The sequence below is a fragment of the Micromonospora ferruginea genome, assembly GCF_013694245.2.
Lineage (GTDB): Bacteria > Actinomycetota > Actinomycetes > Mycobacteriales > Micromonosporaceae > Micromonospora > Micromonospora robiginosa.
The window spans coordinates 4788873-4808932 of record NZ_CP059322.2 but is presented as its reverse complement, the minus strand read 5'-3'; the positions used below and the strand labels follow the sequence as shown (position 1 = coordinate 4808932).

Below are 20060 nucleotides of genomic sequence, written 5' to 3'. Positions count from 1 at the left end.
GCTTGTTCTCGCGCCCGGGCGCTGGGCGGGTCACTCGGTTCCAGCGCCTTTAGAGCTGAGTCGTTGGTGATATCAAGCTGTGCGGGCCGGGGCCGGGGCGCAGGCGCTGCACCCCCGGCTGAGTCGTTTTTGATATCAGCTCCAAAGGCACTGAGCGGCGGCGCTCCGCGCGTGACCGATCCGCTGTGTCCACTCGGCGACCGGTGGTCCGACCAGGGCTTTTGCGGCCAAACGCGAGGACCGCGTACACCACGAGGACCGGGGGCGCCGACCGGCTTCGGTGAGGCCGGGCCCGGGGGCGGCCCGGTCGTCGGCCCGGACAGGCGCGGGATGCGGGAGGATGGTCGGGTGAGCGACGAGGTGGACGAGCGGGTGACGCCACCGCTGGTGGACGAGGCGGTGAAGAAGGCCGCGGTGTGCTGGGTCGGCGTCGGCGACGGCCCGGCGTCCGCGTTGTGGTGCCTGCCGTTGGACGGCGCGCTGCTGGTGGTGACCGGGCCCGGTGAGCAGGCCGCGCCCGGGCTGGCCGATGCCGAGGCGGCCGAGGTGACGTTGCGCGGCGACCACGGTGGCCGGATCGTCACCTGGCCGGCGCGGGTGACCCGGCTGCGACCCGGCACCGAGGAGTGGGACACCGCCGCGCCGCTGGTGGCCGCGAAGCGGCTCAACGCCTCCGGTTCGGCCGCCGAGCTGGTGACGCGGTGGGCGGCCGAGGGTTGCGCGGTCAATCGGCTCACCCCGGCGGGCACGGCGCTGACCGGCGGCGACCTGCCGGCCGGGTCGCTGGCCGAGCAGCCGCGGCCGGCGTCGGCGGTCCGGGCCGTCCGCAAGCCGTTCCGGCTGCACCGGGTCCGCCGCCGCTGACGCCCAAGCCGGCCACCCGGCCACCCGGCCCGGCCACCCGGCCGGTCAGTCGGGCGGCGGGGCGGCGTCGGCGGGTACGGCGGCGGGTGCGGCGCGCCGTCCGGCCCGGGCGCCGCCGAGCACGACCACGGCGACGCCGGCCAGCAACAGCGCCAGCCCGGGCAGGGCCAGCGGCCGGGGCAGTTGGCCCAGCCAGGCCCAGCCGATCAGGGCCGCGCCGGGCGCCTCCAGCAGGATCAGCACGCTGACCGTGGTCGCGGAGACCCGGTGCAGGGCGTAGTTGAACATCGAGTGGCCGAGCAGTTGGGCGCCGACCACCAGGCCCACGATGGCCAGCCAGGTCCCGCCGTCCCAGCCGTGCAGGCGCACGCCGCCGAGCAGGCAGACGACGAGCAGGATCGCCGCGCAGACCCCGTAGCAGACGGTGGTGTAGGTGGTGGTGCTGATGCTCGCCCGGGCGCGCTCGCCGAAGGCGGTGTAGACGGCCGCGAACATGCCACCGGCCACGGCCAGCAGGTCACCGGCGAACGCGCGGCCGGAGACGGCGACGTCGGCGCCGGTGGCGAGCGCCGCGCCGAGCACCGCCACCGCGATGCCGGCCCAGGTCACCGCCGGCAGCCGCCGCCCCTGCCAGCGGGCGATCAGCCCCTGCCACACCGGCTGCGTCGCCCCCAGTGCGGTCGCGGCCGCGACCGAGGTGAGCTTCGCGCTCGGCATCCAGGTGGCGAAGTGGGCGGCCAGCGCCACACCGGAGAGTACGCAGAACAGCCCCTCCCGGCGGCCGGCCCCGACGGTGAGCGCGCGGAGTTCGGCCCGCCGACGGGTGACCGCGACCGGGCCGAGCACCGCCGCCGACAGTAGGTTGCGCCAGAACGCGACGGCCAGCGCCGGTGCGGCGGCGAACGCGATCAGCGGGGCGGAGGACGAGACGGCGGCGACGGCCAGCGCGAGCGCGCCGAGGGTCGGCGCGTCGAGCGGCGGGCGGTGTGGAGCGGTGGACACGGGGAGCAATCCTCACACGGAGACCGGCGACACGGAACGTCAGCACTCCGTTACGATCATGCGCGACCCGGCGACCCTCCCCCTCGACGTCCGGAGCATCCCCCCCATGCCCAGGTTCCACGCGGTGCTGTTCGACTTCTTCGGCACGCTGACCCAGAGCGTCCGGCGCGGAGCCGCCCACGACGTCATCGCCGAGCAGCTCGGCTGCTCCACCGAGGCCCTGGTCGACGTGCTCGACGGCAGCTACTACGCGCGCGCCAGCGGGTTCTTCGGTGACGCCGAGTCGACCATGCGCTGGGTCTGCGCCCAGGTCGGCGTGCGCCCCTCCGACGCCGCGGTCCGCGCCGCCGTCGCCTCCCGGCACCGGGCGGTACGCGCCGACACCCGGCTGCGCCCGGAGGCGGTGCCGGTGCTGGCCGCGCTGCGCCGCCGGGGCGTACGGACCGGGCTGGTCAGCGACTGCACGCACGAACTGCCGGCGTTCCTGCCCCAGCTCGCGGTCGCCCCGCTGCTCGACACCCGCGTCTTCTCGGTGCGCCTCGGCCGCTGCAAGCCGGATCCGGCGCTCTACCTGGCCGCCTGCCACCGGCTGGGCCGGGCCCCGGCCGACTGCCTCTACGTCGGCGACGGCGGCAGCCAGGAGCTGACCGGCGCGGAGCGGGTGGGCCTGCGCGCTGTCCGGCTGGCCGCGCCCGACCTCGCCGGCCACATGGTGTTCAACGCCGACCGCGAGTGGGACGGGCCGGTGCTGACCTCGCTCACCGGCGTGCTCGACCTGCTCGACCCGGTCGCCGTCGGGTAGGTGCCGGTCGGCCGAACTGTGGCCGAACCGGTCACCGGCCGCCCCGCCGTGCGCGACAGTGCGGAGGATGGAGCCAGACCGGGACGACGCGGCGGAACAGGGCACCGTCGTCACCCCCTCGGCCGAGTTCCCGCCGCTCGGCGCCGAGGAGCGGGCCGCGCTCGGTCGCCTCGGCGCGCGCTGGCACGGCCCGCGCCGCGCCGACGACCTGCCGGTCGACCCGACGCTGGGCCGGCGCGACCACCGCCCGCGCCCGACCCGGTTCGGTCGGCTCACGCCGATCGACCTGTTCACCGTGGCGGAGCCGGACGAGCTGGTCGCCACCGGTCCGGCGCACCTGCCCGACGACCGGCGCGGCCGGGCGCTCACCCGGCTGCGCCGGAGCCTGGTCGGGCCGCCGCTGGCCAGCAGCTCCGTGCTCTACGAGCGGATGCGCAAGCTGGTCGCGCTGCCGGTGCTCTCGTCGGACCTGCTCAGCTCCGTGGCGTACGGGCCGGAGGCGATGCTCGCCGTGCTGGTGCTGGCCGGCGGCGCCGCGCTCGGGCTGGCCCTGCCGCTGGCCGCGCTGCTGGCGGTGCTGATGGTCGCGGTGGGTCTCTCCTACCGGCAGACCATCCCGGCCTACCCGCACGGCGCCGGGTCGTACATCGTCGCCGGGGACAACCTGGGGCGTACGCCGGGGCTGGCCGCGGCGGCCGGGCTGATGCTCGACTACGTGCTGACCGTGTCGGTGTCGGTGGCCGCCGGCGTGCACGCGGTCACCTCGGCGCTGCCCGGGCTCACCCGCTGGACCGTGCCGATCGGGGTGCTGGTGATCGCCGTGCTGCTCGCCGGCAACCTGCGCGGCGTACGCACCGCCGGCAACATCTTCGTGCTGCCCACGTACGCCTTCGTGGTGGTGCTGCTGGTGGTGCTGGCGGTCGGCTACGCGAAGGCCGCGGCCCGGGGTTTCGCGCCGGTGCCGCCACCGGCGGTGCCGGCCGCGGAAGGGCTGGGGCTGCTGCTGGTGCTGCGGGCGTTCTCCTCCGGCGCGGTGTCGATGACCGGCATCGAGGCGGTGTCGAACGCGGTGCCGGCGTTCCGCCCGACCGAGTGGCGCAACGCCCGCACCACGCTGGGCTGGATGGTCGCCATGCTGGTCACGCTCTTCGCCGGTCTGGTCGGGCTGATCCACCTCGACGGCCTGGTGCCCCGGGCGGACGAGACCGTGCTGTCCCAGCTCGGTCGGGTCACCTTCCCGACCGGCCCGTGGTACGCGATCCTCCAGGCCACCACCGCGCTGATCCTGCTGCTGGCGGCGAACACCGCGTTCAACGACTTCCCCCGGCTGCTGTTCTTCATGGCCCGCGACGGCCATGCCCCGCGTCGGTTCCTGCACATGGGCGACCGGTTGGCGTTCAGCAACGGCCTGGTGGCGCTGGCGCTCACCGCGCTGGTGGTCTTCGTCGCGTTCGGCGGGCACACCCAGTCGCTGATCCCGCTCTACGCGGTCGGTGTCTTCCTCGCCTTCACGCTGTCGCAGGCCGGCATGGTGGTGCACTGGCGGCGTCGCCGGGGGCGGGGCTGGCGTCGCCGGCTGGCGGTCAACGCGGTCGGCGCGACGCTGTCCGGGCTGGTGCTGCTGACCGCCGCGGTCGCCAAGTTCACCGAGGGCGCCTGGGTGGTGGTGGTCGCGGTGCCGCTGCTGGTGCTGCTCTTCCGGCGGATCCACGGGCACTACGCCACGGTGCACCGCGCGCTCGCGCTGCACCCGCCGCCCCCGCACGCGCCGCCCGGACCGGCCGGGTCCGCCGAGGGGGAGGAACTGCCCCAACAGGTACGTCACCTGGTGGTGGTGCCGGTGGCCCGGCTGAACCGGGCCTCGCTGCGGGCCATGGCGTACGCGGCGTCGCTGGGCCGGCCGACGCTGGCGGTGCACATCGCGCCGGAGGAGGCGGAGGCGGACCGGTTCCGGGAGCAGTGGCGGGCCTGGGGCGACCACCTGCGGCTGGAGACGATCGTGTCGCCGTACCGGGCGGTGATCGGGCCGCTGGCGCACTATCTGGAGGCGTTGCACACCGCCCGCCCGGAGCTGACGCTCACCGTGATCGTGCCGGAGGTGGTGCTGCGCCGGCGCCGGCACCGGTTGCTGCACAGCCGGGCCGAGCAGCGGCTGCGGGCGGCGTTGCGGCCGCTGCCCGGCGTGGTGGTCACCAGCGTCCCGGTGCACGTGTCGCACTGACCGCCTCAGACGTCGTGGACCTCCAGCACCCGGGTGGTCGGGGCGGCCTCGCCCAGCTCGGCGCGGAGCGCGGCGCGGTCGGGGTCGACCAGGAAGGCGTCGAGGCCGGCCCGCGAGGCGAACCGGATCACGTGCACCTCGGTCTGCCCGTCCCCGGTGCGCAGCCGCCGTTCCAGCGTGCCGTCGTGCCGGTCGAGCAGCGCCAGCACCGCGTCCTCGTAGCGCCGGCCGGCCGCCGCGTCGGCGCTCAGGTCGACCAGCGCGACCAGCAGCACCTCGTTCCCCGTCGTCATGGCGTCGAGTGTGGCAGCGCGGCGGCGGTCGCGGTGACCCGTCAGGCGTCCAGGCCGACCGCCTTGGCGCTGGTGGCCCAGAGACGGGCGGCGAGCGCCGGGTCGGCGGCCTTGGGGCGCGGCCGGTGCGGCTTGCGGTCGGCGTAGTAGCCGCCGTCGGTCAACCGGGACGGGTCCTGGCAGGCGAGCCAGACCAGCGTCTCGGCGCCCTTCTCCGGGCTGCGGAACGGCAGCAGCCGCATGGCGAGCGCCACGGCCCGGCTCTCGGTGCCGAACCGGGTGCGCACCACCCCGGGGTGGAACACGTACGCCGGCAGCTCCGGCCAGCGCCGCGCCGCCTCGGCGGTGAACAGGATGTTCGCCTGCTTGCTGGTGCCGTACGCGCGGAACGGGCGGTAGTGGCGCAGCGCGGCGTTGAGGTCGTCCGGGTCGAGCACGCCGCTGCGGTGGGCGTCGGAGCCGGTCACCACCATCCGCCGGACCCGGTCGCGCAGCAGGTTGCTGAGCAGGAACGGGGCGAGGTGGTTGGCCTGCATGCTCAGCTCGAAGCCGTCGACCGTGGTGATCGGTTCGAGCACGATCGCGCCGGCGTTGTTGGCCAGCACGTCGATCCGGTCGTAGCTGGCGCGCAGCCGCTCGGCGAGCCCGCGTACGTCGTCGAGGACGGCGAAGTCGGCGCGGAACAGCTCCGGCTGCTCGCCGCAGGACTCGCGCACGCGTTCCCCGGCGGCGCGCAGCCGGGCCGGGTCCCGGCCGACCAGCACCACCTGGTCGCCGCGCCGGGCCAGCTCCACGGCGGCGGCCAGCCCGATGCCGGAGCTGGCGCCGGTGAGCACCACGATCCGACGCTCAGTGAGATCTTCCACAGGTCCATTCACCCCGGTCACGGCACGAGGTTACCGTGGCGTAGCCCCGTCCTTTGGGATCGTTAAGTTCTCGACATCCACCGCCGCGTCGGCGCGCTTCCCGCCGGACGCTGGAAGGAGCGCATCCATGACCGCTGTCGGTCGCCCCCGCCGGTCCTGCCTCGCGGTACCCGGCTCCAGCGTCAAGATGCTCGGCAAGGCCCAGGGCCTCCCCGCCGACCAGGTCTTCCTGGACCTGGAGGACGCGGTCGCGCCGCTGGCCAAGCCGGACGCGCGCAAGAACATCGTGGCCGCGTTGAACGAGGGCGACTGGGCCGGCAAGACCCGGGTGGTGCGGGTGAACGACCTGACCACGCCGTGGACCTACCGGGACGTCATCGAGGTGGTCGAGGGCGCCGGGGCGAACCTGGACTGCATCATGCTGCCGAAGGCGCAGAACGCCGAGCAGGTGCACTGGCTGGACCTGCTGCTCACCCAGATCGAGCGGACGCTGGGGCTGGAGGTCGGGCGGATCGGCATCGAGGCGCAGATCGAGAACGCGGCCGGGCTGGTCAACGTGGACGCCATCGCGGCCGCGTCGCCCCGGGTGGAGACGATCATCTTCGGCCCGGCCGACTTCATGGCGTCGATCAACATGAAGTCGCTGGTGGTCGGCGCGCTGATCCCGGACTACCCGGGCGATCCCTACCACTACATCCTGATGCGGATCCTGATGGCCGCCCGGATGCACGACAAGCAGGCCATCGACGGCCCCTTCCTGCAGATCCGGGACACCGACGCGTTCCGCGAGGTGGCCAAGCGCTCGGCGGCGCTGGGCTTCGACGGCAAGTGGGTGCTGCACCCCGGCCAGATCGACGCGGCGAACGAGGTCTACTCGCCGGCGCAGGCCGACTACGACCACGCCGAGCTGATCCTGGACGCCTACGACTGGTACACCTCGGAGGCGGGCGGGAAGCTCGGCGCGGTGATGCTCGGCGACGAGATGATCGACGAGGCGTCCCGCAAGATGGCGCTGGTGATCGCGGCCAAGGGCCGCGCCGCCGGGATGACGCGTACCTCCTCGTTCACCCCGCCGTCGGAGTGACCGGCCCGGGCCGCCCCCGGAGCACACCTGGGGCGGCCCGCCGAGCTCAGTAGCCCGTGCTGTCGTAGCCGGACGAGTCCTGGTTGGCCGCCCAGACGATGAAGATCACAATCGCGATGGTGGCCAGCACGGCCAGCACGGTGGAGATCCAGCCGACGATGATGCCCGCGGTGGCGAAGCCCTCGCCGCCCTCGCCGCGCTCCCTGATCTGTTTGCGGGACACGTGGCCGAGGATCGCGCCGACCACGCCGATGTAGCCGCCGAGGCCGTAACCGCAGAGGCCGAGCGCGCCGACGATCGACACGACCATCGCGGCGATGGCCAGGCCGTTCTGCTTCGGTGCGGAGGGATACCCGTATCCGGGATAGCCCGCCGGGGGCGGGTACGCGGCCGGCGGATGACCGGCCGCCGCGTACAGGTCGGCGGACTTCATGCCGGCGTACGGGTCGACGGGCGCGTACGGATCGGCCGGCGGGCTCGACTGGGGCCCGGCCGCCGAGGGGTCGTGCCAACCACCGGGGGGTGGGGGATAGCTCATCTGATCATCTCCAGGTACGTGGTCCGGGTCAGGGTAGCCATCCGGGAGCAACCCGGAGGACCCCCTTTCCGGGTGCCGCATTGCCCGGAAGGTCCACAGCGGGCAGGATCCTGGGCATGGCACTTGACGCGCGTGGTGGTCGGTCGCGACGGGACATGAGCCGGCCGGGGTCGGTGCGCCGCCCGCGTGCCGGCGAGCCGGCGGGCGGCGCCGACCAGGGTCGGGGCGAGCCGCTCCCGGAGACCGCCACCATGCGGCTGGACGGCCGGGTCGCGCTGGTCACCGGCGCGGGCAGCGCGGACGGCATCGGCTACGCGACCGCCCGCCGGCTGGCCGACCTGGGCGCCCGGGTGGCGATCGTGTCGACCACCCGGCGGATCCACGAGCGCGCCGGTGAGCTGGGCGTCACCGGCTTCGTCGCCGACCTGACCGACGAGTCGGAGGTGGGCGCGCTGGCCGACGCGGTGGCCGAGCAGCTCGGCGACGTCGAGGTGCTGGTCAACAACGCGGGCCTGGCGAGCCGGGCCAGCCCGGAGGTGCTGCGGCCGGTGGCCCAGCTCACCTACGACGAGTGGCGCGGCGAGATCGACCGTAACCTGACCACCGCGTTCCTGTGCAGCCGCGCGTTCATCAACGGCATGTCCGAGCGCGGTTGGGGGCGGATCGTCAACCTGGCGGCCACCGCCGGCCCGGTCAACGCGCTGCCCACCGAGGCCGCCTACGCGGCGGCGAAGGCCGGTGTGGTCGGGCTGACCCGGGCGCTGGCGATGGAGATGATCGCCGACGGGGTGACCGTGAACGCGGTCGCGCCGGGCATCATCCACACCGCGGCGTCCACCCTGGCCGAGATCAAGCAGGGGCACGGCACGCCGGTGGGCCGGCCCGGCACGCCGGACGAGGTGGCCGCCGCCATCGCGTTCCTCTGCTCGCCGGCCGCGTCGTACATCACCGGGCAGATGCTCGTGGTCGACGGCGGCAACAGCGTGCGGGAGGCGCAGTTCCGCTGAGGCGTCAGTAGCCGTTGTTGTCGGAGTTGGCCCAGAGCGCCAGGCCGATCCAGCCGCAGCAGGCGAGCAGGCCGAGCGCGGTGAACACGTAGCCGAGGATCAGCCCCCAGGTGGCGAGCTGGTCGCCCTCCTCGCCGGTCTGCCGGATCTGCCGCTTGGCCAGGTGTCCGCAGACGATGCCGGCGGGGGCGAAGACGAACGCGAGCACCAGCGACAGGATGGCGAGCACGTTGGTGCCGCGTGGTCGCGGCGGCTCGCCGGGCGGGCCGTACTGCCCGTAGGGCGGCTGCGGGGCGTAGGGCGGCTGCTGGCCCCACTGCGGCTGGTGCTGGCCGTACTGCGGTTGCCCGTACGGCTGGCCGTGCGACGGCGGCTCGTACGGCGACGGTGGCTGCTCGTCGGTCACGCTCGCCCCCTTTGCCGCAGGTCAACCGCCTTCTCTCTTGCGGACGCTACCCGCAGCGGTGAACCTTTTCACAGCGGTTGTGTGGACTGGTCACCTTGGCGCGGCCGGTCCCGGGGCCGATACTGACCGAGCGTTCAGTTACCCATGAGTAATGCGCCGACCCCGGAGGCTGAGATGGCTCGACTCGCCCAGACGCCCGGCCTGACCGACGTGCAGCGGTCGATCCTGGAAACCGTTCGGGAGTTCGCCGACAAGGAGATCATCCCGCACGCCCAGCGGCTGGAGCACGCCGACGAGTACCCCACCGACATCCTCGACGGGATGCGCGAGATGGGGCTGTTCGGCCTCACCATCGACGAGGAGCACGGCGGCCTCGGCGAGTCGCTGCTCACCTACGCGCTGGTGGTCGAGGAGCTGTCCCGGGGCTGGATGTCGATCTCCGGCATCGTCAACACCCACTTCATCGTGGCGTACCTGATCTCCCAGCACGGCTCGGCGGACCAGAAGGCCCGGCTGCTGCCGAAGATGGCCACCGGCGAGGTGCGCGGCGCGTTCTCCATGTCGGAGCCGGAGTGCGGCTCGGACGTCTCGGCGATCAAGTCGAAGGCGGTCCGCGACGGCGACACCTACGTGCTCAACGGGCAGAAGATGTGGCTGACCAACGGCGCGTACTCGTCGGTGGTGGCGACCCTGGTCAAGACCGACACCGGGGCCGACTCGGTCTACGGCAACATGAGCACGTTCCTGCTGGAGAAGGAGCCCGGCTTCGGCGAGACCGCGCCCGGCCTGACCATCCCCGGCAAGATCGACAAGATGGGTTACAAGGGCGTCGAGACCACCGAGATGGTGCTCGACGGCGTCACCGTGCCGGCCTCCGCCGTGCTCGGCGGCGAGGACAAGGTCGGCCGCGGCTTCTACCAGATGATGGACGGCATCGAGGTGGGCCGGGTCAACGTGGCGGCCCGCGCCTGCGGCATCTCGATTCGCGCGTTCGAGCTGGCCGTCGCGTACGCCCAGCAGCGCAAGACGTTCGGCCAGCCGCTCGCCCGGCACCAGGCGATCGCGTTCAAGCTCGCCGAGATGGGCACGAAGATCGAGGCCGCGCACTCGTTGATGGTCAACGCGGCCCGGCTCAAGGACGCCGGCCAGCGCAACGACGTCGAGGCCGGGATGGCCAAGCTGCTCGCCTCGGAATACTGCGCCGAGGTGGTGCAGGAGGCGTTCCGCATCCACGGCGGCTACGGCTACTCCAAGGAGTACGAGATCGAGCGCCTGATGCGCGAGGCGCCGTTCCTGCTGATCGGCGAGGGCACCTCGGAGATCCAGAAGACGATCATCTCCCGCGGCCTCCTCAAGGAGTACAAGCTGTAAGGCGGGGCCCCCGCTTAACGTTTTCGGTAGAGGCGGGGCCCCCGCTTAACGCTTCGGCTGAGTGGTGGGGAGGTGCCGGCGGGCGCGGTCGACGAGCGCGGCCGGGTCGTCCGCGTACATCCGGATCTCCCGGACCTCGGTGCTCGGGCCGCTCGGCAGCGGCACCGTCAGCGGCGCCCGCAGCGTCACGTCGATCGCGGTCTGGCTGCCGACGCCGAGGTTCAGCACCTCCGGGTCGTCCTCGTCGTACCGCACGGCGCGGCTGGACGGCAGCGACCGGCGGCGGACCGCCACGTCGGCCACGGCGGCCCACGGGATCGTGATGTCGATCGAGACTCCGTTGCGCACCCGCAGGCCGGCGTCGTCGACGACGTGCGGGTGGATCCGCAGGCTGGCCAGCAGCCCGACCATCCACAGCACGCCCCAGACGCCGATCCCGATCGCCGCGTGCCGGATCGTCGGCGAGTCGACGGTGTGCCGGAGGATCACGTCCAGGATCGGGATCTCGATCGTGGACAGGGCGATGAAGGCCAGCAGGATCGGTTGCACGCCGCCGACGTTGGCGAACGTCGCCGCGCCGGGCGCCACCGGGTAGGGGCGGCGCAGCGTCCACCGGGTGAGGCTGCGCCACATGCCCCACTCGTACGCCACGACTCGCCTGGCCAGCCGGATCGCTCGTCTCACCGTCGCACCCCCTCTTTCGCAATACAGTCGCAATGTAAAGGCCGAACGGCGCTCGTGTCAATGCAGTCGCATTGTGAAACCATGGGGGCATGCCGAAGCGGGTCGACCACCGGGAGCGCCGGGCGCTCATCGCGGACGCGCTGATGCGGGTCGCGGCCGAGCAGGGGCTGGAGGCGGTCAGCCTGCGGCACGTGGCCGCCGCCGCCGACGTCAGCGCCGGGATGGTGCAGCACTACTTCCGTACCCGGGACGAGATGATGACGTTCGCGCTCGCGGTGGTGAGCGAGCGCAACGAGGCCCGGGTGGGCCGGGCGGTCGGGGCGCTCGGCGCGACACCGGCACCCCGTGCGCTGCTCCGCGCCATGCTGGCCGCGCTGCTGCCGCTGGACGAGGAGCGGCGGGCGGACGGGCGGGTGGCGCTGGCCTTCCTCGCGTACACCGCGGTCCGGCCCGCCGTCGCCGCCGCGCTGCACGAGGGCACGGCCGCGTTGCTCGCGTTCGTCGCCGGCCAGATCGCCGCCGGATCACCGCTCGTCGCGGATGGCCGGGTGGACCCGGAACGCGCGGCGGTCGGCCTGCTCGCCGTGATGGAGGGGCTCGGCGTGTACGTGCTCGGCGGGCACTATCCGCCGGAGACCGCGCTGGCCGCGCTCGACACCCAGCTCGACCTGATCTTCGGCCCCGACCCGGCGGCCGGCGTGGTCAGCCGCCCCGAAAGCCCGGCGCTGGCGACGTGACCGCCCCCGCTGTCGTCAGCGACGACGGGAGAGCCCGGCGGCGGCCCGCTCGACGATGAGGCAGCGGTCCTCGACGTAGTCGACACCGGCCTCCTCGGCGATCCGGCGCGCCTCGGCGGAGACGATCCCGAGCTGCAGCCAGACCGCCGGGGCGCCGATCGCCACCGCCTGCCGGACCACCTCGACCGCGTCCCGGGCCGGGCGGAACACGTCGACCAGGTCGACCGGGTGCGGGATGTCGGCCAGCGTGGGGTACGCCTTCTCGCCGAACAACTCGTCCACCGTCGGGTTCACCGGGATGATCCGCCAACCGTGTCGCTGCATCTCCAGTGGTACGCGGTGCGCGGCCTTGCCCGGGTCACGGGAGGCCCCGACCACGGCGATCACGGCGGAGTCGGCGAGAAGCTGCTGGGCGGAACGCATCAGCCGAGCCTAACGCGCATCACCCGCACCCGAGCCCGCCCCTAGGCGGTGTCTTCAAAGGATCTTGGTGTCGGATGATGTAGCGCGTGGGTCGTCGCTACGAGTTGTCTGACGTCGAGTGGGAAGCGCTGTCGAGGTATCTGCCGTCGGCGGTGACCGGTGGTCGGCCGCGGGCGGATGACCGGCGGGTGCTCAACGGGATCGTGTGGAAGATCCGGGCTGGAGCAGCGTGGCGGGACGTGCCCGCCCGTTACGGCTCGTGGCAGTCGATCTACACCCGTTTCCGCAGGTGGGCCCTTGATGGCACGTTCGAGCGGATGCTCGCCGGGGTCCAGGCCGACGCGGACGCGGCTGGTGACATCGACTGGCTGGTGTCGGTCGACTCCACGATCGTGCGCGCTCACCAGCACGCAGCCGGCGCTAAAGGGGGCGGCGGGAATCGGACGAACCACAAGATCACGCCCTCGGTCGAAGTCGAGGTGGACTGACCACCAAGATTCACCTCGCCTGCGACGGCTGGGGTCGGACCCTGGCGTTCGTGCTCTCCGGTGGCAACGTCAACGACTGCACCCGCTTCACCCACGTCATGGCCGCCATCCGTGTCCAGCGGGTAGGAACCGGCCGGCCTCGAGTCCGCCCGGACCACGTCATCGCCGACAAGGGCTACAGCTCCAAGGCCATCCGGTCCGACCTGCGCCGACGAGGCATCGGGCACACCATTCCCGAGCGCGCTGACCAGCAGGCCAACCGCCGCCGACGAGGCAGTCGGGGCGGCCGGCCACCAATGTTCGACAAGCAGCTCTACAAACGGCGCAACGTCGTCGAACGCTGCTTCAACCGGCTCAAGCAGTGCCGCAGCGTCGCCACCCGCTACGACAAGACCGCGACGTCGTACCAGGCCACCGTCACCATCGCCGCGCTACTGCAATGGTTGTAACTCTTTGAAGACACGGCCTAGAGGAGGGAGAGCTGTTCGGTCGCCGGGGTGTCCGGCGGCGACTCGGGCAGCCGGCGATTGTCCCCGGCCTCGCCCCGGTGCAGCCCGTGCCGGCGCGCCGCCATCCGCACCCGTGCGGTGACCTCCCGCTGGTAGGCCTGCGGCGCGTACGCGCCGGCCTGGTAGAGCTGCCGGTAGCGGGGCACCAGGTGGGGAAACTCGCGGGCCAGCCAACGCGCGTACCACTCCCGGGCGCCGGGTCGCAGGTGCAGCGCCAGCGGGGTCACGTCGGTGGCCCCGGAGGCGGCGATCGCGGCCACGGTGGCGTCGATCGACTCTTCGTCGTCGCTGAGGCCGGGCAGGATCGGCGCCATCAGCACCCCGACCGGGAAGCCGGCGTCGGTCAGCCGGCGGACCGCGTCCAGCCGGCGGCGCGGGCTCGGCGTGCCCGGCTCGGCCAGCCGCCAGAGCGTCTCGTCCACGAAGCCCACCGAATAGGACAGCCCGACCCGGGTGACCTCGGCGGCCTGGCGGAGCAGGGGCAGGTCGCGCAGCAGCAGGGTGCCCTTGGTCAGGATCGAGAACGGGTTGGCGAAGTCGCGCAGCGCCTCGAGGATCGGCGGCATCAGGCGGTAGCGCCCCTCGGCCCGCTGGTAGCAGTCCACGTTGGTGCCCATGGCGACGTGCGCGCCACGCCAGCGCGGCGCGGCCAGCTCGCGCCGGACCAGCTCACCCGCGTTGACCTTGACGATGACCCGGCGGTCGAAGTCCGCGCCGGCGTCGAGGTCGAGGTAGGTGTGCGTGTTGCGGGCGAAGCAGTTGTGGCTGACCACCCCGTTGGCGATGAAGTCGCCGGTGCCGGTGGTGATGTCCCACAGCGGCAGCTCCAGGCCCAGGTCCTCCACGGCGGTCACCTGGAGCCGCGCCGCGCACTTGAGCGCCGCGCCCTCGATCGAGCGCTTCCGGGTGACGGCCGGGTCGGTCAGGTGGAAGAAGCGCAGCCGCTCCGGCAGGCCGCCGGTCAGCCGGAGCTGGGCGGTCGTGTCGCGGTGGCCCGGACCGTCGAGCACCCACCGGAAGGTGAACCGGTCGAGCGCGTCCGCCACCAGCCGGCGGTGCCCGTCGTCGGCGACGCCGACGCGGAACACGCCCCGGCTGCAACTGCCGCCCGCGTCGAACGCGCCGGCCAGGAAGCCGAGCCGCCAGTCGTCGGTCGGCTCCTCCAGCGGGCGGACCAGCTCGGCGAGGCTGTCGGCATCGACGGGCCGCGCCACCCGGACGACGGTGGACCGGCGGGCCGGCCGGCCGGCGACCCGCTCGATCGCGATGCCGGCGTCGGCCAGGAACCGCTCGGCGCGCTCCAGCGCCTCCGCCTCGGTGCTGGCCAGCCGGACGCCTCGGCGGGCACGCTCGGGGTGGCGGACCAGCGCGTGCAGGTAGCCCCGGTGGTAGTCGGTGGAACGCTTCGGCGCGACGGCGAACCGACCGGTGCCGAGCAGGCGGTTGCGGGTGGTCAGGTAGGGGCGGCGGGCGGCGCCCCGCATGCTGCCGGTGACGTGCTTCCAGCCGCGCTCGGTCAGGAAGCGGTGGTCTCCGCTGGCCACCAGCGTGGTGCCGTCGGCCAGGGTGACCCGGTGGGCCGGCTTCACCGTCGACCACTTGTCGAGCACGGTGGTGACGACGTAGTGGCGGTAGGCGCCGCGCCGCTCGGTGCCGTAGATCCGGTCGCCGGGCGCCAACTCGCTGATCGGCCGGGTGCGCCCGTCCGCCATCAGGACCGGCGTGTCGCCGGCCAGGCAGTAGGTGCACGCGTGGGAGCAGCCGCGGTAGGGATTGACGGTCCACTCGAACGGCACGCGGGACTGCCCCGGCACCCGGTTGATGATCGACTTGGCGTGCACCTCGTAGAAGGTCATGCCGGCGAAGTCGGGGGTGTCGAACGTGCGGGCGATCGCGCCGGGCAGCGCCAGCGGCAGGGGTGGAGCCGCCGGCGCCGCCCGATCGGGAGTCCCCTCGTCCGGGGGAGCGGAGAGGTTGTCCCAGCGCATGGACCTCATTCGAACACGTGTACGAACGAAGCGCAAGTGACGCGCCGGACACCGCGCGCCGCCGCGCCCGGCGCGGGTGCAGGATGGACGCATGGAGACGTCGACCTTCGTCTACGACGGCGACTGCGCCTTCTGCACCCGCTGCGCGCAGTTCATCGAGCGTCGTATCCCCACCGGTGCCCGGGTGGTCCCGTGGCAGTTCGCCGACCTGGCGGCGCTGGGCCTGACCGAGGCCGAGTGCGAGGAGGCGGTGCAGTGGGTGGGCGCCGACGGCTCCCGTGCCGCCGGGCCGGACGCCATCGCCCGGCTGCTCGGCGACAGCGGGCCGCTCTGGCGCGTCGCCGGGGGCGGCCTGCGTCTCCCGCCGGTACGCGCCGCGGCCTGGCCCGCGTACCGCTGGGTGGCGCGTAACCGCCACCGGCTGCCGGGCGGCACCGCCGCGTGCGCGTTGCCGCAGGAGGCCCGGGAGCGCCTGTACGGCCCGTCGGGCCGCCCCGGCCCGACGTCCTGACCGGTCCGGCCCCGACGTCCGTCAGCCCAGCGGAGCGGGACCGGTGACCGGGTCCGGTGCGGGCGTCAGGGGCGTGGCCGGCGCGGGTGGGTCGGCGGGCGACGCGGACCGGGGGTGGTCGGTGACGGTGGGCGGGCCGGCGCGGCGGGTGAGCAGCCGGCGGGCGAGCAGCACCGGGCGGACCTTCTCCAGCGGCAGGAAGGCGGTCATCGCCACCAGGTGCGGCGCGAACGAGATGGTGATGGTCGCGACGGTCGCCAGGTGGAACGAGTAGAAGAAGCCGATCACGGCCGTCCGCCACCGCGCCGGCACCACGAACACCAGCGGGCTGAGCAACTCGAACGCCAGGATGCCGAACTGGGCCACGATCAGCAGGTGGGGCACCTGGGCGATCAGGTCGGCGAGGTCGGTGCCGCGACGGATGATCGCCCGGGCCAGCACCGAGCCGGTCGCCCAGTCGAGACCGCCGAAGCGGAACTTGGCCCAGGCGGCGAGGAAGTATGTGCAGATCACCGCGATCTGGGTGACCCGCAGCGCCCAGCCGCCGGCCTCGGTGCGGGTCGGGTCGCCGTGCCGGGCCCGGCCGGCCGTCGGCAGCGCGGCCAGCGCCACCAGGAGCCCGAACCGGTCGTGGTCGACCTTGCCGTAGCTCATCGCCACGATCATCCACTCGAAGTAGAGCGCGAAGACCGTCCAGCCGAGCAGCCGTGGCGCCCGGCCGGTCGCGGCGAGCAGCGCGGCCACCAGCAGCACCCAGAAGACCATGCCGACCAGGGCCTCATCCGGCGTGGGCAGCGGGAGCAGCCGGCCGATGAGCAACGGTCGGTAGAGGTCACCGGGCACGTCGACGCGGGTGCGGACCCACGGGGTGAAGACCACCAGGTCGGCGGCGACGAAGAGGTAGACGAGGGTGCGGAAGGCAGCCACCCGGCCGCGCGGCACCGCCTCGGTGAGCCAGCCGGTCATCCGGCGGTCTCCCAGCGGACGGCGGTGCGGTCGGTCCACTCGCCGGTCGGGCGTCCGCCCTGGATGTCGTACCAGCGGACCACGACGCGCACCTCCACCAGCGCCGGGGCGGTGGGGTGGCGTTCCGCGTACGCCTCGGCGACGGTGCGCAGCAGGCTCGGGTCGGCGGCGTACCGGTCCTGCTGGCCCTCGATCTCGGCGCGGCGGATGCCGGTGGCGTCCTGGCCGAGGGAGACCACCGCGCCGGTCCGGTCGACGCCCTCGACCCGGGTGTCGGGTGCGGGCGCGTCGGGTGGGTCGGAGGTGGAGTACATCCGGAACGGCCCGAACGGGAAGTCGTCGTCGGTGCCGTGCACGGTGCCGAGGAGGAGCAGGGCCAGCCCGAGCAGGGTGGCGGCCAGCCGGACGGCACGCCCGCGCGCGGTCAAGGTCTCCATCAGGCCGTGACGATACGCCGAGTGAAGCGTCCGGAACCGTCCCTCAATCGGCCATTTCCCACTGTCCGTCCCGCCGGTCACCGGGTACGCGAACGCCGCCGGCCGGGCCCGTGACGGGGTCCGGCCGGCGGCGGGAGCGTGCTCAGTGCTTGTGCTCGGCCAGCTTCTTGCGGACGTCGTCCATGTCCAGCTGCTGGACCTGCTCGATCAGGTTCTCCAGTGCCGACTCGGGCAGCGCGCCCGGCTGGGCGTACACGATGACGCCGTCGCGGATCGCCATCACGGTCGGGATGGAGCTGATGTTGAACTTGGCCGCCAGCTCCTGCTGCGCCTCGGTGTCGACCTTGCCGAAGGCGATCTCCGGGTGCTTCTCCGAGGAGCGCTCGTAGACGGGGGCGAAGCGCTTGCACGGACCGCACCAGTCCGCCCAGAAGTCGAGCAGGACGATGCCGTCGCGCTCGGTCACCTCGTCGAAGTTGGCCGTGGTCAGCTCAACCGTTGACATTGCTCTCTCCGATCACCGCGGATTGCCGTACGTCCGGTGGAACCAAGGTTGATCCAGGGGAATTCCCGGGGCCTGCGGGGCGAAACACCGGGCCGGCCTGGGGTGATCCTCGGCACATCGAACCTTATCTGTTCCCCGGGGCGTGCGGATCGCAAGTGCATGACGCATTTGCGTGACGGGACGTGATGGGAGCGTTTCCAAGGAGATCACGCTCCGTTCCGGCTACGAATCAGTAACTTGCTGCCTGACAAGGCGGGATCCGGCCTGCGGAGATCGCTTACCGGAGGGGTCTTGGTAACTTTGAGTAGTGTTACGAAAAGATAAATGTGACGCCTGTCTCTGTCGGCAACGCGCCCCGTACGGCAGAATCTTCAGCATCAGAGCGTGGGCGGCGGGTGCCGGGGAGGGCCCCGCCGCTCATTGCGTCTCCCCCCGGACGGCCCCCGGTGTGACATTTCCACCCGCGCGAGCGCCCCGGCCCTCTCCTTAACCAGCGGTAAGGCATGCTGTGCCGAACTCCATCGCCGCCCGTCGAAGGGACCAGGATGCAGTTCGGCCGCTACTACGAGGAGTTCGAGGTCGGCGCGGTCTACCGGCACTGGCCGGGCAAGACGGTCACCGAGTACGACGACCACCTCTTCTGCCTGCTCACCATGAACCACCACCCGCTGCACCTGGACGCCCACTACGCGGAGTCCGCCTCGCAGTTCAAGCGCAACGTGGTGGTCGGCAACTACATCTACTCGCTGCTGCTGGGCATGTCGGTGCCCGACGTCAGCGGCAAGGCGATCGCCAACCTGGAGATCGAGTCGCTGCGGCACGTCGCGCCGACCTTCCACGGCGACACGATCTACGGCGAGACCACCGTGCTCGACAAGCGCGAGTCGGCCTCCAAGCCCGACCGCGGCGTGGTCGCGGTGGAGACCCGGGGCTACAACCAGGACGGCACGATGGTCTGCGTCTTCCGGCGCAAGGTCATGGTCCCCAAGAAGGAGCACGCGGCCGCGGCCGTGCCGGACGGCGTCGACCCGGAGCGGCCGAGCTTCCCCGAGCCGCGCTGACCCGGTACGCGCGACGCGCGGGTCCCGTCGCCGTTCGGCGGGGACGGGGCCCGCGACTCCGCCCGGGGCATATGCTCGGGCTGGAGGTCCCCATGAGCCACTCCGTCGCCGGAGAGCCGCCCTCTGCCGGTCGCCGCGCCGCACCGCCCACCACCGCCGCGTACTCCGCGGCGGAGTGGGACCTGCTGACCGACCTGCCGGGCCGCGTGCTCGTCGCCGCCGCCTCGCCCGGCCCCGGGCGCCCGCACCGGGGCGTCACCGCCGGGCTGGCCGGCCTGGACGCGGTGGCCGCCGGCCGGGCCTTCGACAGCGACCTGATCCGCGCGGTGGTCACCGCGATCTACGCGCGCCACGACGGCGCGGCCGAGCGCGGCGAGCGCCTGACCGACCTGGTGGACCTGCTCGCCGCCGCCCGCGCCACGGTGCGGGTGCTGCGGCGGCGGGCCGACCCGGCCGACTCCGCCGCGTACCGGCAGTGGGTGGAGTCGGTGGCCGCCCGGGTGTGTCACGCCGGCCAGACCTCGCCCAGCCCGGCCGACCGGCGCTTCCTGGAACGGCTGGGCGGCGCGCTCGACCTGCGCTGACGACGCGCCCGGCCGGCCCGTACCCTCTGCAGACCGTGACCGACGACCAGCTCGACGTGGGGGTGGGGCCGTGGCCCGGCGACCCGCCGGCCGACCCGCGCCTCGATCCGGAGCTGCTCGCCGCCGGGGACCGGCGCAACGTGGTGGACCGCTACCGCTACTGGCGGCGGGAGGCCGTGGTCGCCGACCTGGACCGGCGTCGGCACGACTTCCACGTGGCGATCGAGAACTGGCAGCACGACTTCAACATCGGCACCGTGGTCCGCAACGCCAACGCCTTCCTCGCCGCCGAGGTGCACATCGTCGGTCGCCGGCGGTGGAACCGTCGGGGCGCCATGGTGACCGACCGCTACCAGCACGTCCGGCACCATCCGACGATCGAGGAGTTCGTCGCCTGGGCGGCCGGGGAGCGGCTGCCGGTGGTCGGGATCGACAACCTGCCCGGCTGCCGGCCGCTGGAGACGGGTGTCCTGCCCCGCCGCTGCGTCCTGCTCTTCGGGCAGGAGGGGCCGGGGCTCTCCCCGGTGGCCCGCACCGCCTGCGACGCGCTCTTCTCGATCGCCCAGTACGGCTCGACCCGCTCGATCAACGCGGGCGTGGCCAGCGGCATCGCCATGCACGCCTGGATCCGGTCGTACGCCGGGCCGCCGCCGGGCTGACGCCGGCGATGGAGGTGCGCCGGATGGAAATCCCATCTTTGTCGGCCCGGCCCG

The 20060-nt window shown here is 73.2% G+C and carries 22 protein-coding genes and 1 pseudogene; 12 read left to right on the top strand and 11 right to left on the bottom strand.

Annotation, left to right across the window (positions count from 1 at the left end):
* The first annotated feature begins 330 nt into the window (after window positions 1–330).
* Complete coding sequence (locus tag H1D33_RS20990; protein WP_181571526.1) at window positions 331–864, top strand: hypothetical protein; 534 nt, start codon at window positions 331–333, stop codon at window positions 862–864.
* Window positions 865–909: 45 nt separating this feature from the next.
* Here H1D33_RS20990 and H1D33_RS20985 read toward each other — a convergent pair whose 3' ends face one another.
* Window positions 910–1866, bottom strand: a complete 957-nt coding sequence (locus H1D33_RS20985) for a DMT family transporter (protein WP_181571527.1) — start codon at window positions 1864–1866, stop codon at window positions 910–912.
* Window positions 1867–1972: 106 nt separating this feature from the next.
* Here H1D33_RS20985 and H1D33_RS20980 point away from each other — a divergent pair, with 106 nt between their 5' ends.
* Window positions 1973–2668, top strand: a complete 696-nt coding sequence (locus H1D33_RS20980) for an HAD family hydrolase (RefSeq protein ID WP_181571528.1) — start codon at window positions 1973–1975, stop codon at window positions 2666–2668.
* Window positions 2669–2735: 67 nt separating this feature from the next.
* Window positions 2736–4889 carry an APC family permease gene (locus tag H1D33_RS20975; RefSeq protein WP_246411966.1) on the top strand — a complete coding sequence of 718 codons (2154 nt, stop codon included), beginning with the start codon at window positions 2736–2738 and terminating at the stop codon, window positions 4887–4889.
* A gap of 5 nt (window positions 4890–4894) precedes the next feature.
* Here H1D33_RS20975 and H1D33_RS20970 read toward each other — a convergent pair whose 3' ends face one another.
* Both H1D33_RS20970 and H1D33_RS20965 read right to left on the bottom strand, forming a co-directional pair.
* Complete coding sequence (locus tag H1D33_RS20970) at window positions 4895–5182, bottom strand: hypothetical protein (RefSeq protein WP_181571530.1); 288 nt, start codon at window positions 5180–5182, stop codon at window positions 4895–4897.
* 41 nt (window positions 5183–5223) lie between these two features.
* On the bottom strand, window positions 5224–6048 hold the full coding sequence (locus H1D33_RS20965) for an SDR family NAD(P)-dependent oxidoreductase (protein ID WP_181571531.1): 825 nt from the start codon (window positions 6046–6048) through the stop codon (window positions 5224–5226).
* A 127-nt stretch (window positions 6049–6175) separates the two neighbouring features.
* Between H1D33_RS20965 and H1D33_RS20960 the strand changes: the two genes are divergently transcribed.
* Entirely contained in the window at window positions 6176–7132 is a 957-nt protein-coding gene (locus H1D33_RS20960) for an HpcH/HpaI aldolase/citrate lyase family protein (protein WP_181571532.1), read from the top strand.
* A 46-nt stretch (window positions 7133–7178) separates the two neighbouring features.
* Here the strand turns inward: H1D33_RS20960 and H1D33_RS20955 are convergent, their stop codons facing one another.
* Window positions 7179–7670, bottom strand: a complete 492-nt coding sequence (locus H1D33_RS20955) for a DUF4190 domain-containing protein (protein ID WP_181571533.1) — start codon at window positions 7668–7670, stop codon at window positions 7179–7181.
* Window positions 7671–7786: 116 nt separating this feature from the next.
* On the opposite strand from H1D33_RS20955, the gene H1D33_RS20950 reads away from it, so the two are divergent.
* Window positions 7787–8677 carry an SDR family NAD(P)-dependent oxidoreductase gene (locus H1D33_RS20950; protein WP_181571534.1) on the top strand — a complete coding sequence of 297 codons (891 nt, stop codon included), beginning with the start codon at window positions 7787–7789 and terminating at the stop codon, window positions 8675–8677.
* 4 nt (window positions 8678–8681) lie between these two features.
* Here H1D33_RS20950 and H1D33_RS20945 read toward each other — a convergent pair whose 3' ends face one another.
* Complete coding sequence (locus tag H1D33_RS20945; RefSeq protein ID WP_181571535.1) at window positions 8682–9083, bottom strand: DUF4190 domain-containing protein; 402 nt, start codon at window positions 9081–9083, stop codon at window positions 8682–8684.
* Window positions 9084–9257: 174 nt separating this feature from the next.
* Between H1D33_RS20945 and H1D33_RS20940 the strand changes: the two genes are divergently transcribed.
* Window positions 9258–10454 (top strand): acyl-CoA dehydrogenase family protein, encoded by a 1197-nt coding sequence (locus H1D33_RS20940; RefSeq protein ID WP_181571536.1) that lies wholly within the window; start codon window positions 9258–9260, stop codon window positions 10452–10454.
* A 45-nt stretch (window positions 10455–10499) separates the two neighbouring features.
* Here the strand turns inward: H1D33_RS20940 and H1D33_RS20935 are convergent, their stop codons facing one another.
* Window positions 10500–11138 carry a hypothetical protein gene (locus H1D33_RS20935; RefSeq protein ID WP_181571537.1) on the bottom strand — a complete coding sequence of 213 codons (639 nt, stop codon included), beginning with the start codon at window positions 11136–11138 and terminating at the stop codon, window positions 10500–10502.
* 89 nt (window positions 11139–11227) lie between these two features.
* Between H1D33_RS20935 and H1D33_RS20930 the strand changes: the two genes are divergently transcribed.
* Window positions 11228–11875, top strand: a complete 648-nt coding sequence (locus H1D33_RS20930; RefSeq protein WP_181571538.1) for a TetR/AcrR family transcriptional regulator — start codon at window positions 11228–11230, stop codon at window positions 11873–11875.
* A gap of 15 nt (window positions 11876–11890) precedes the next feature.
* Here the strand turns inward: H1D33_RS20930 and H1D33_RS20925 are convergent, their stop codons facing one another.
* Window positions 11891–12298 (bottom strand): CoA-binding protein, encoded by a 408-nt coding sequence (locus H1D33_RS20925; protein WP_181571539.1) that lies wholly within the window; start codon window positions 12296–12298, stop codon window positions 11891–11893.
* Between the two features lie 86 nt (window positions 12299–12384).
* On the opposite strand from H1D33_RS20925, the pseudogene H1D33_RS20920 reads away from it, so the two are divergent.
* Window positions 12385–13235, top strand: a pseudogene (locus tag H1D33_RS20920) (IS5 family transposase).
* A gap of 17 nt (window positions 13236–13252) precedes the next feature.
* Here the strand turns inward: H1D33_RS20920 and H1D33_RS20915 are convergent.
* On the bottom strand, window positions 13253–15283 hold the full coding sequence (locus H1D33_RS20915; protein WP_181571540.1) for an intein-containing Rv2578c family radical SAM protein: 2031 nt from the start codon (window positions 15281–15283) through the stop codon (window positions 13253–13255).
* Window positions 15284–15374: 91 nt separating this feature from the next.
* Here H1D33_RS20915 and H1D33_RS20910 point away from each other — a divergent pair, with 91 nt between their 5' ends.
* Window positions 15375–15794, top strand: a complete 420-nt coding sequence (locus H1D33_RS20910) for a thiol-disulfide oxidoreductase DCC family protein (protein WP_181571541.1) — start codon at window positions 15375–15377, stop codon at window positions 15792–15794.
* Between the two features lie 21 nt (window positions 15795–15815).
* On the opposite strand, the gene H1D33_RS20905 is transcribed toward H1D33_RS20910, so the two are convergent.
* From H1D33_RS20905 to trxA, 3 genes are all read right to left on the bottom strand, one after another.
* Window positions 15816–16760 carry an HTTM domain-containing protein gene (locus tag H1D33_RS20905; protein WP_181571542.1) on the bottom strand — a complete coding sequence of 315 codons (945 nt, stop codon included), beginning with the start codon at window positions 16758–16760 and terminating at the stop codon, window positions 15816–15818.
* A complete protein-coding gene (locus H1D33_RS20900; RefSeq protein ID WP_181571543.1) occupies window positions 16757–17197 on the bottom strand; it encodes a hypothetical protein in 441 nt (146 codons plus the stop codon). Before H1D33_RS20900 ends, H1D33_RS20905 begins: the two co-directional genes overlap by 4 nt.
* Before the next feature lie 142 nt (window positions 17198–17339).
* Complete coding sequence (gene trxA / locus H1D33_RS20895) at window positions 17340–17702, bottom strand: thioredoxin (RefSeq protein ID WP_181571544.1); 363 nt, start codon at window positions 17700–17702, stop codon at window positions 17340–17342.
* Between the two features lie 545 nt (window positions 17703–18247).
* Between trxA and H1D33_RS20890 the strand changes: the two genes are divergently transcribed.
* From H1D33_RS20890 to H1D33_RS20880, 3 genes are all read left to right on the top strand, one after another.
* Window positions 18248–18763 carry a MaoC family dehydratase gene (locus H1D33_RS20890; protein ID WP_181571545.1) on the top strand — a complete coding sequence of 172 codons (516 nt, stop codon included), beginning with the start codon at window positions 18248–18250 and terminating at the stop codon, window positions 18761–18763.
* 92 nt (window positions 18764–18855) lie between these two features.
* Entirely contained in the window at window positions 18856–19347 is a 492-nt protein-coding gene (locus H1D33_RS20885; RefSeq protein WP_181571546.1) for a hypothetical protein, read from the top strand.
* A gap of 35 nt (window positions 19348–19382) precedes the next feature.
* Window positions 19383–20006 (top strand): TrmH family RNA methyltransferase, encoded by a 624-nt coding sequence (locus tag H1D33_RS20880; RefSeq protein ID WP_181571547.1) that lies wholly within the window; start codon window positions 19383–19385, stop codon window positions 20004–20006.
* The last annotated feature ends 54 nt before the right edge of the window (window positions 20007–20060 follow it).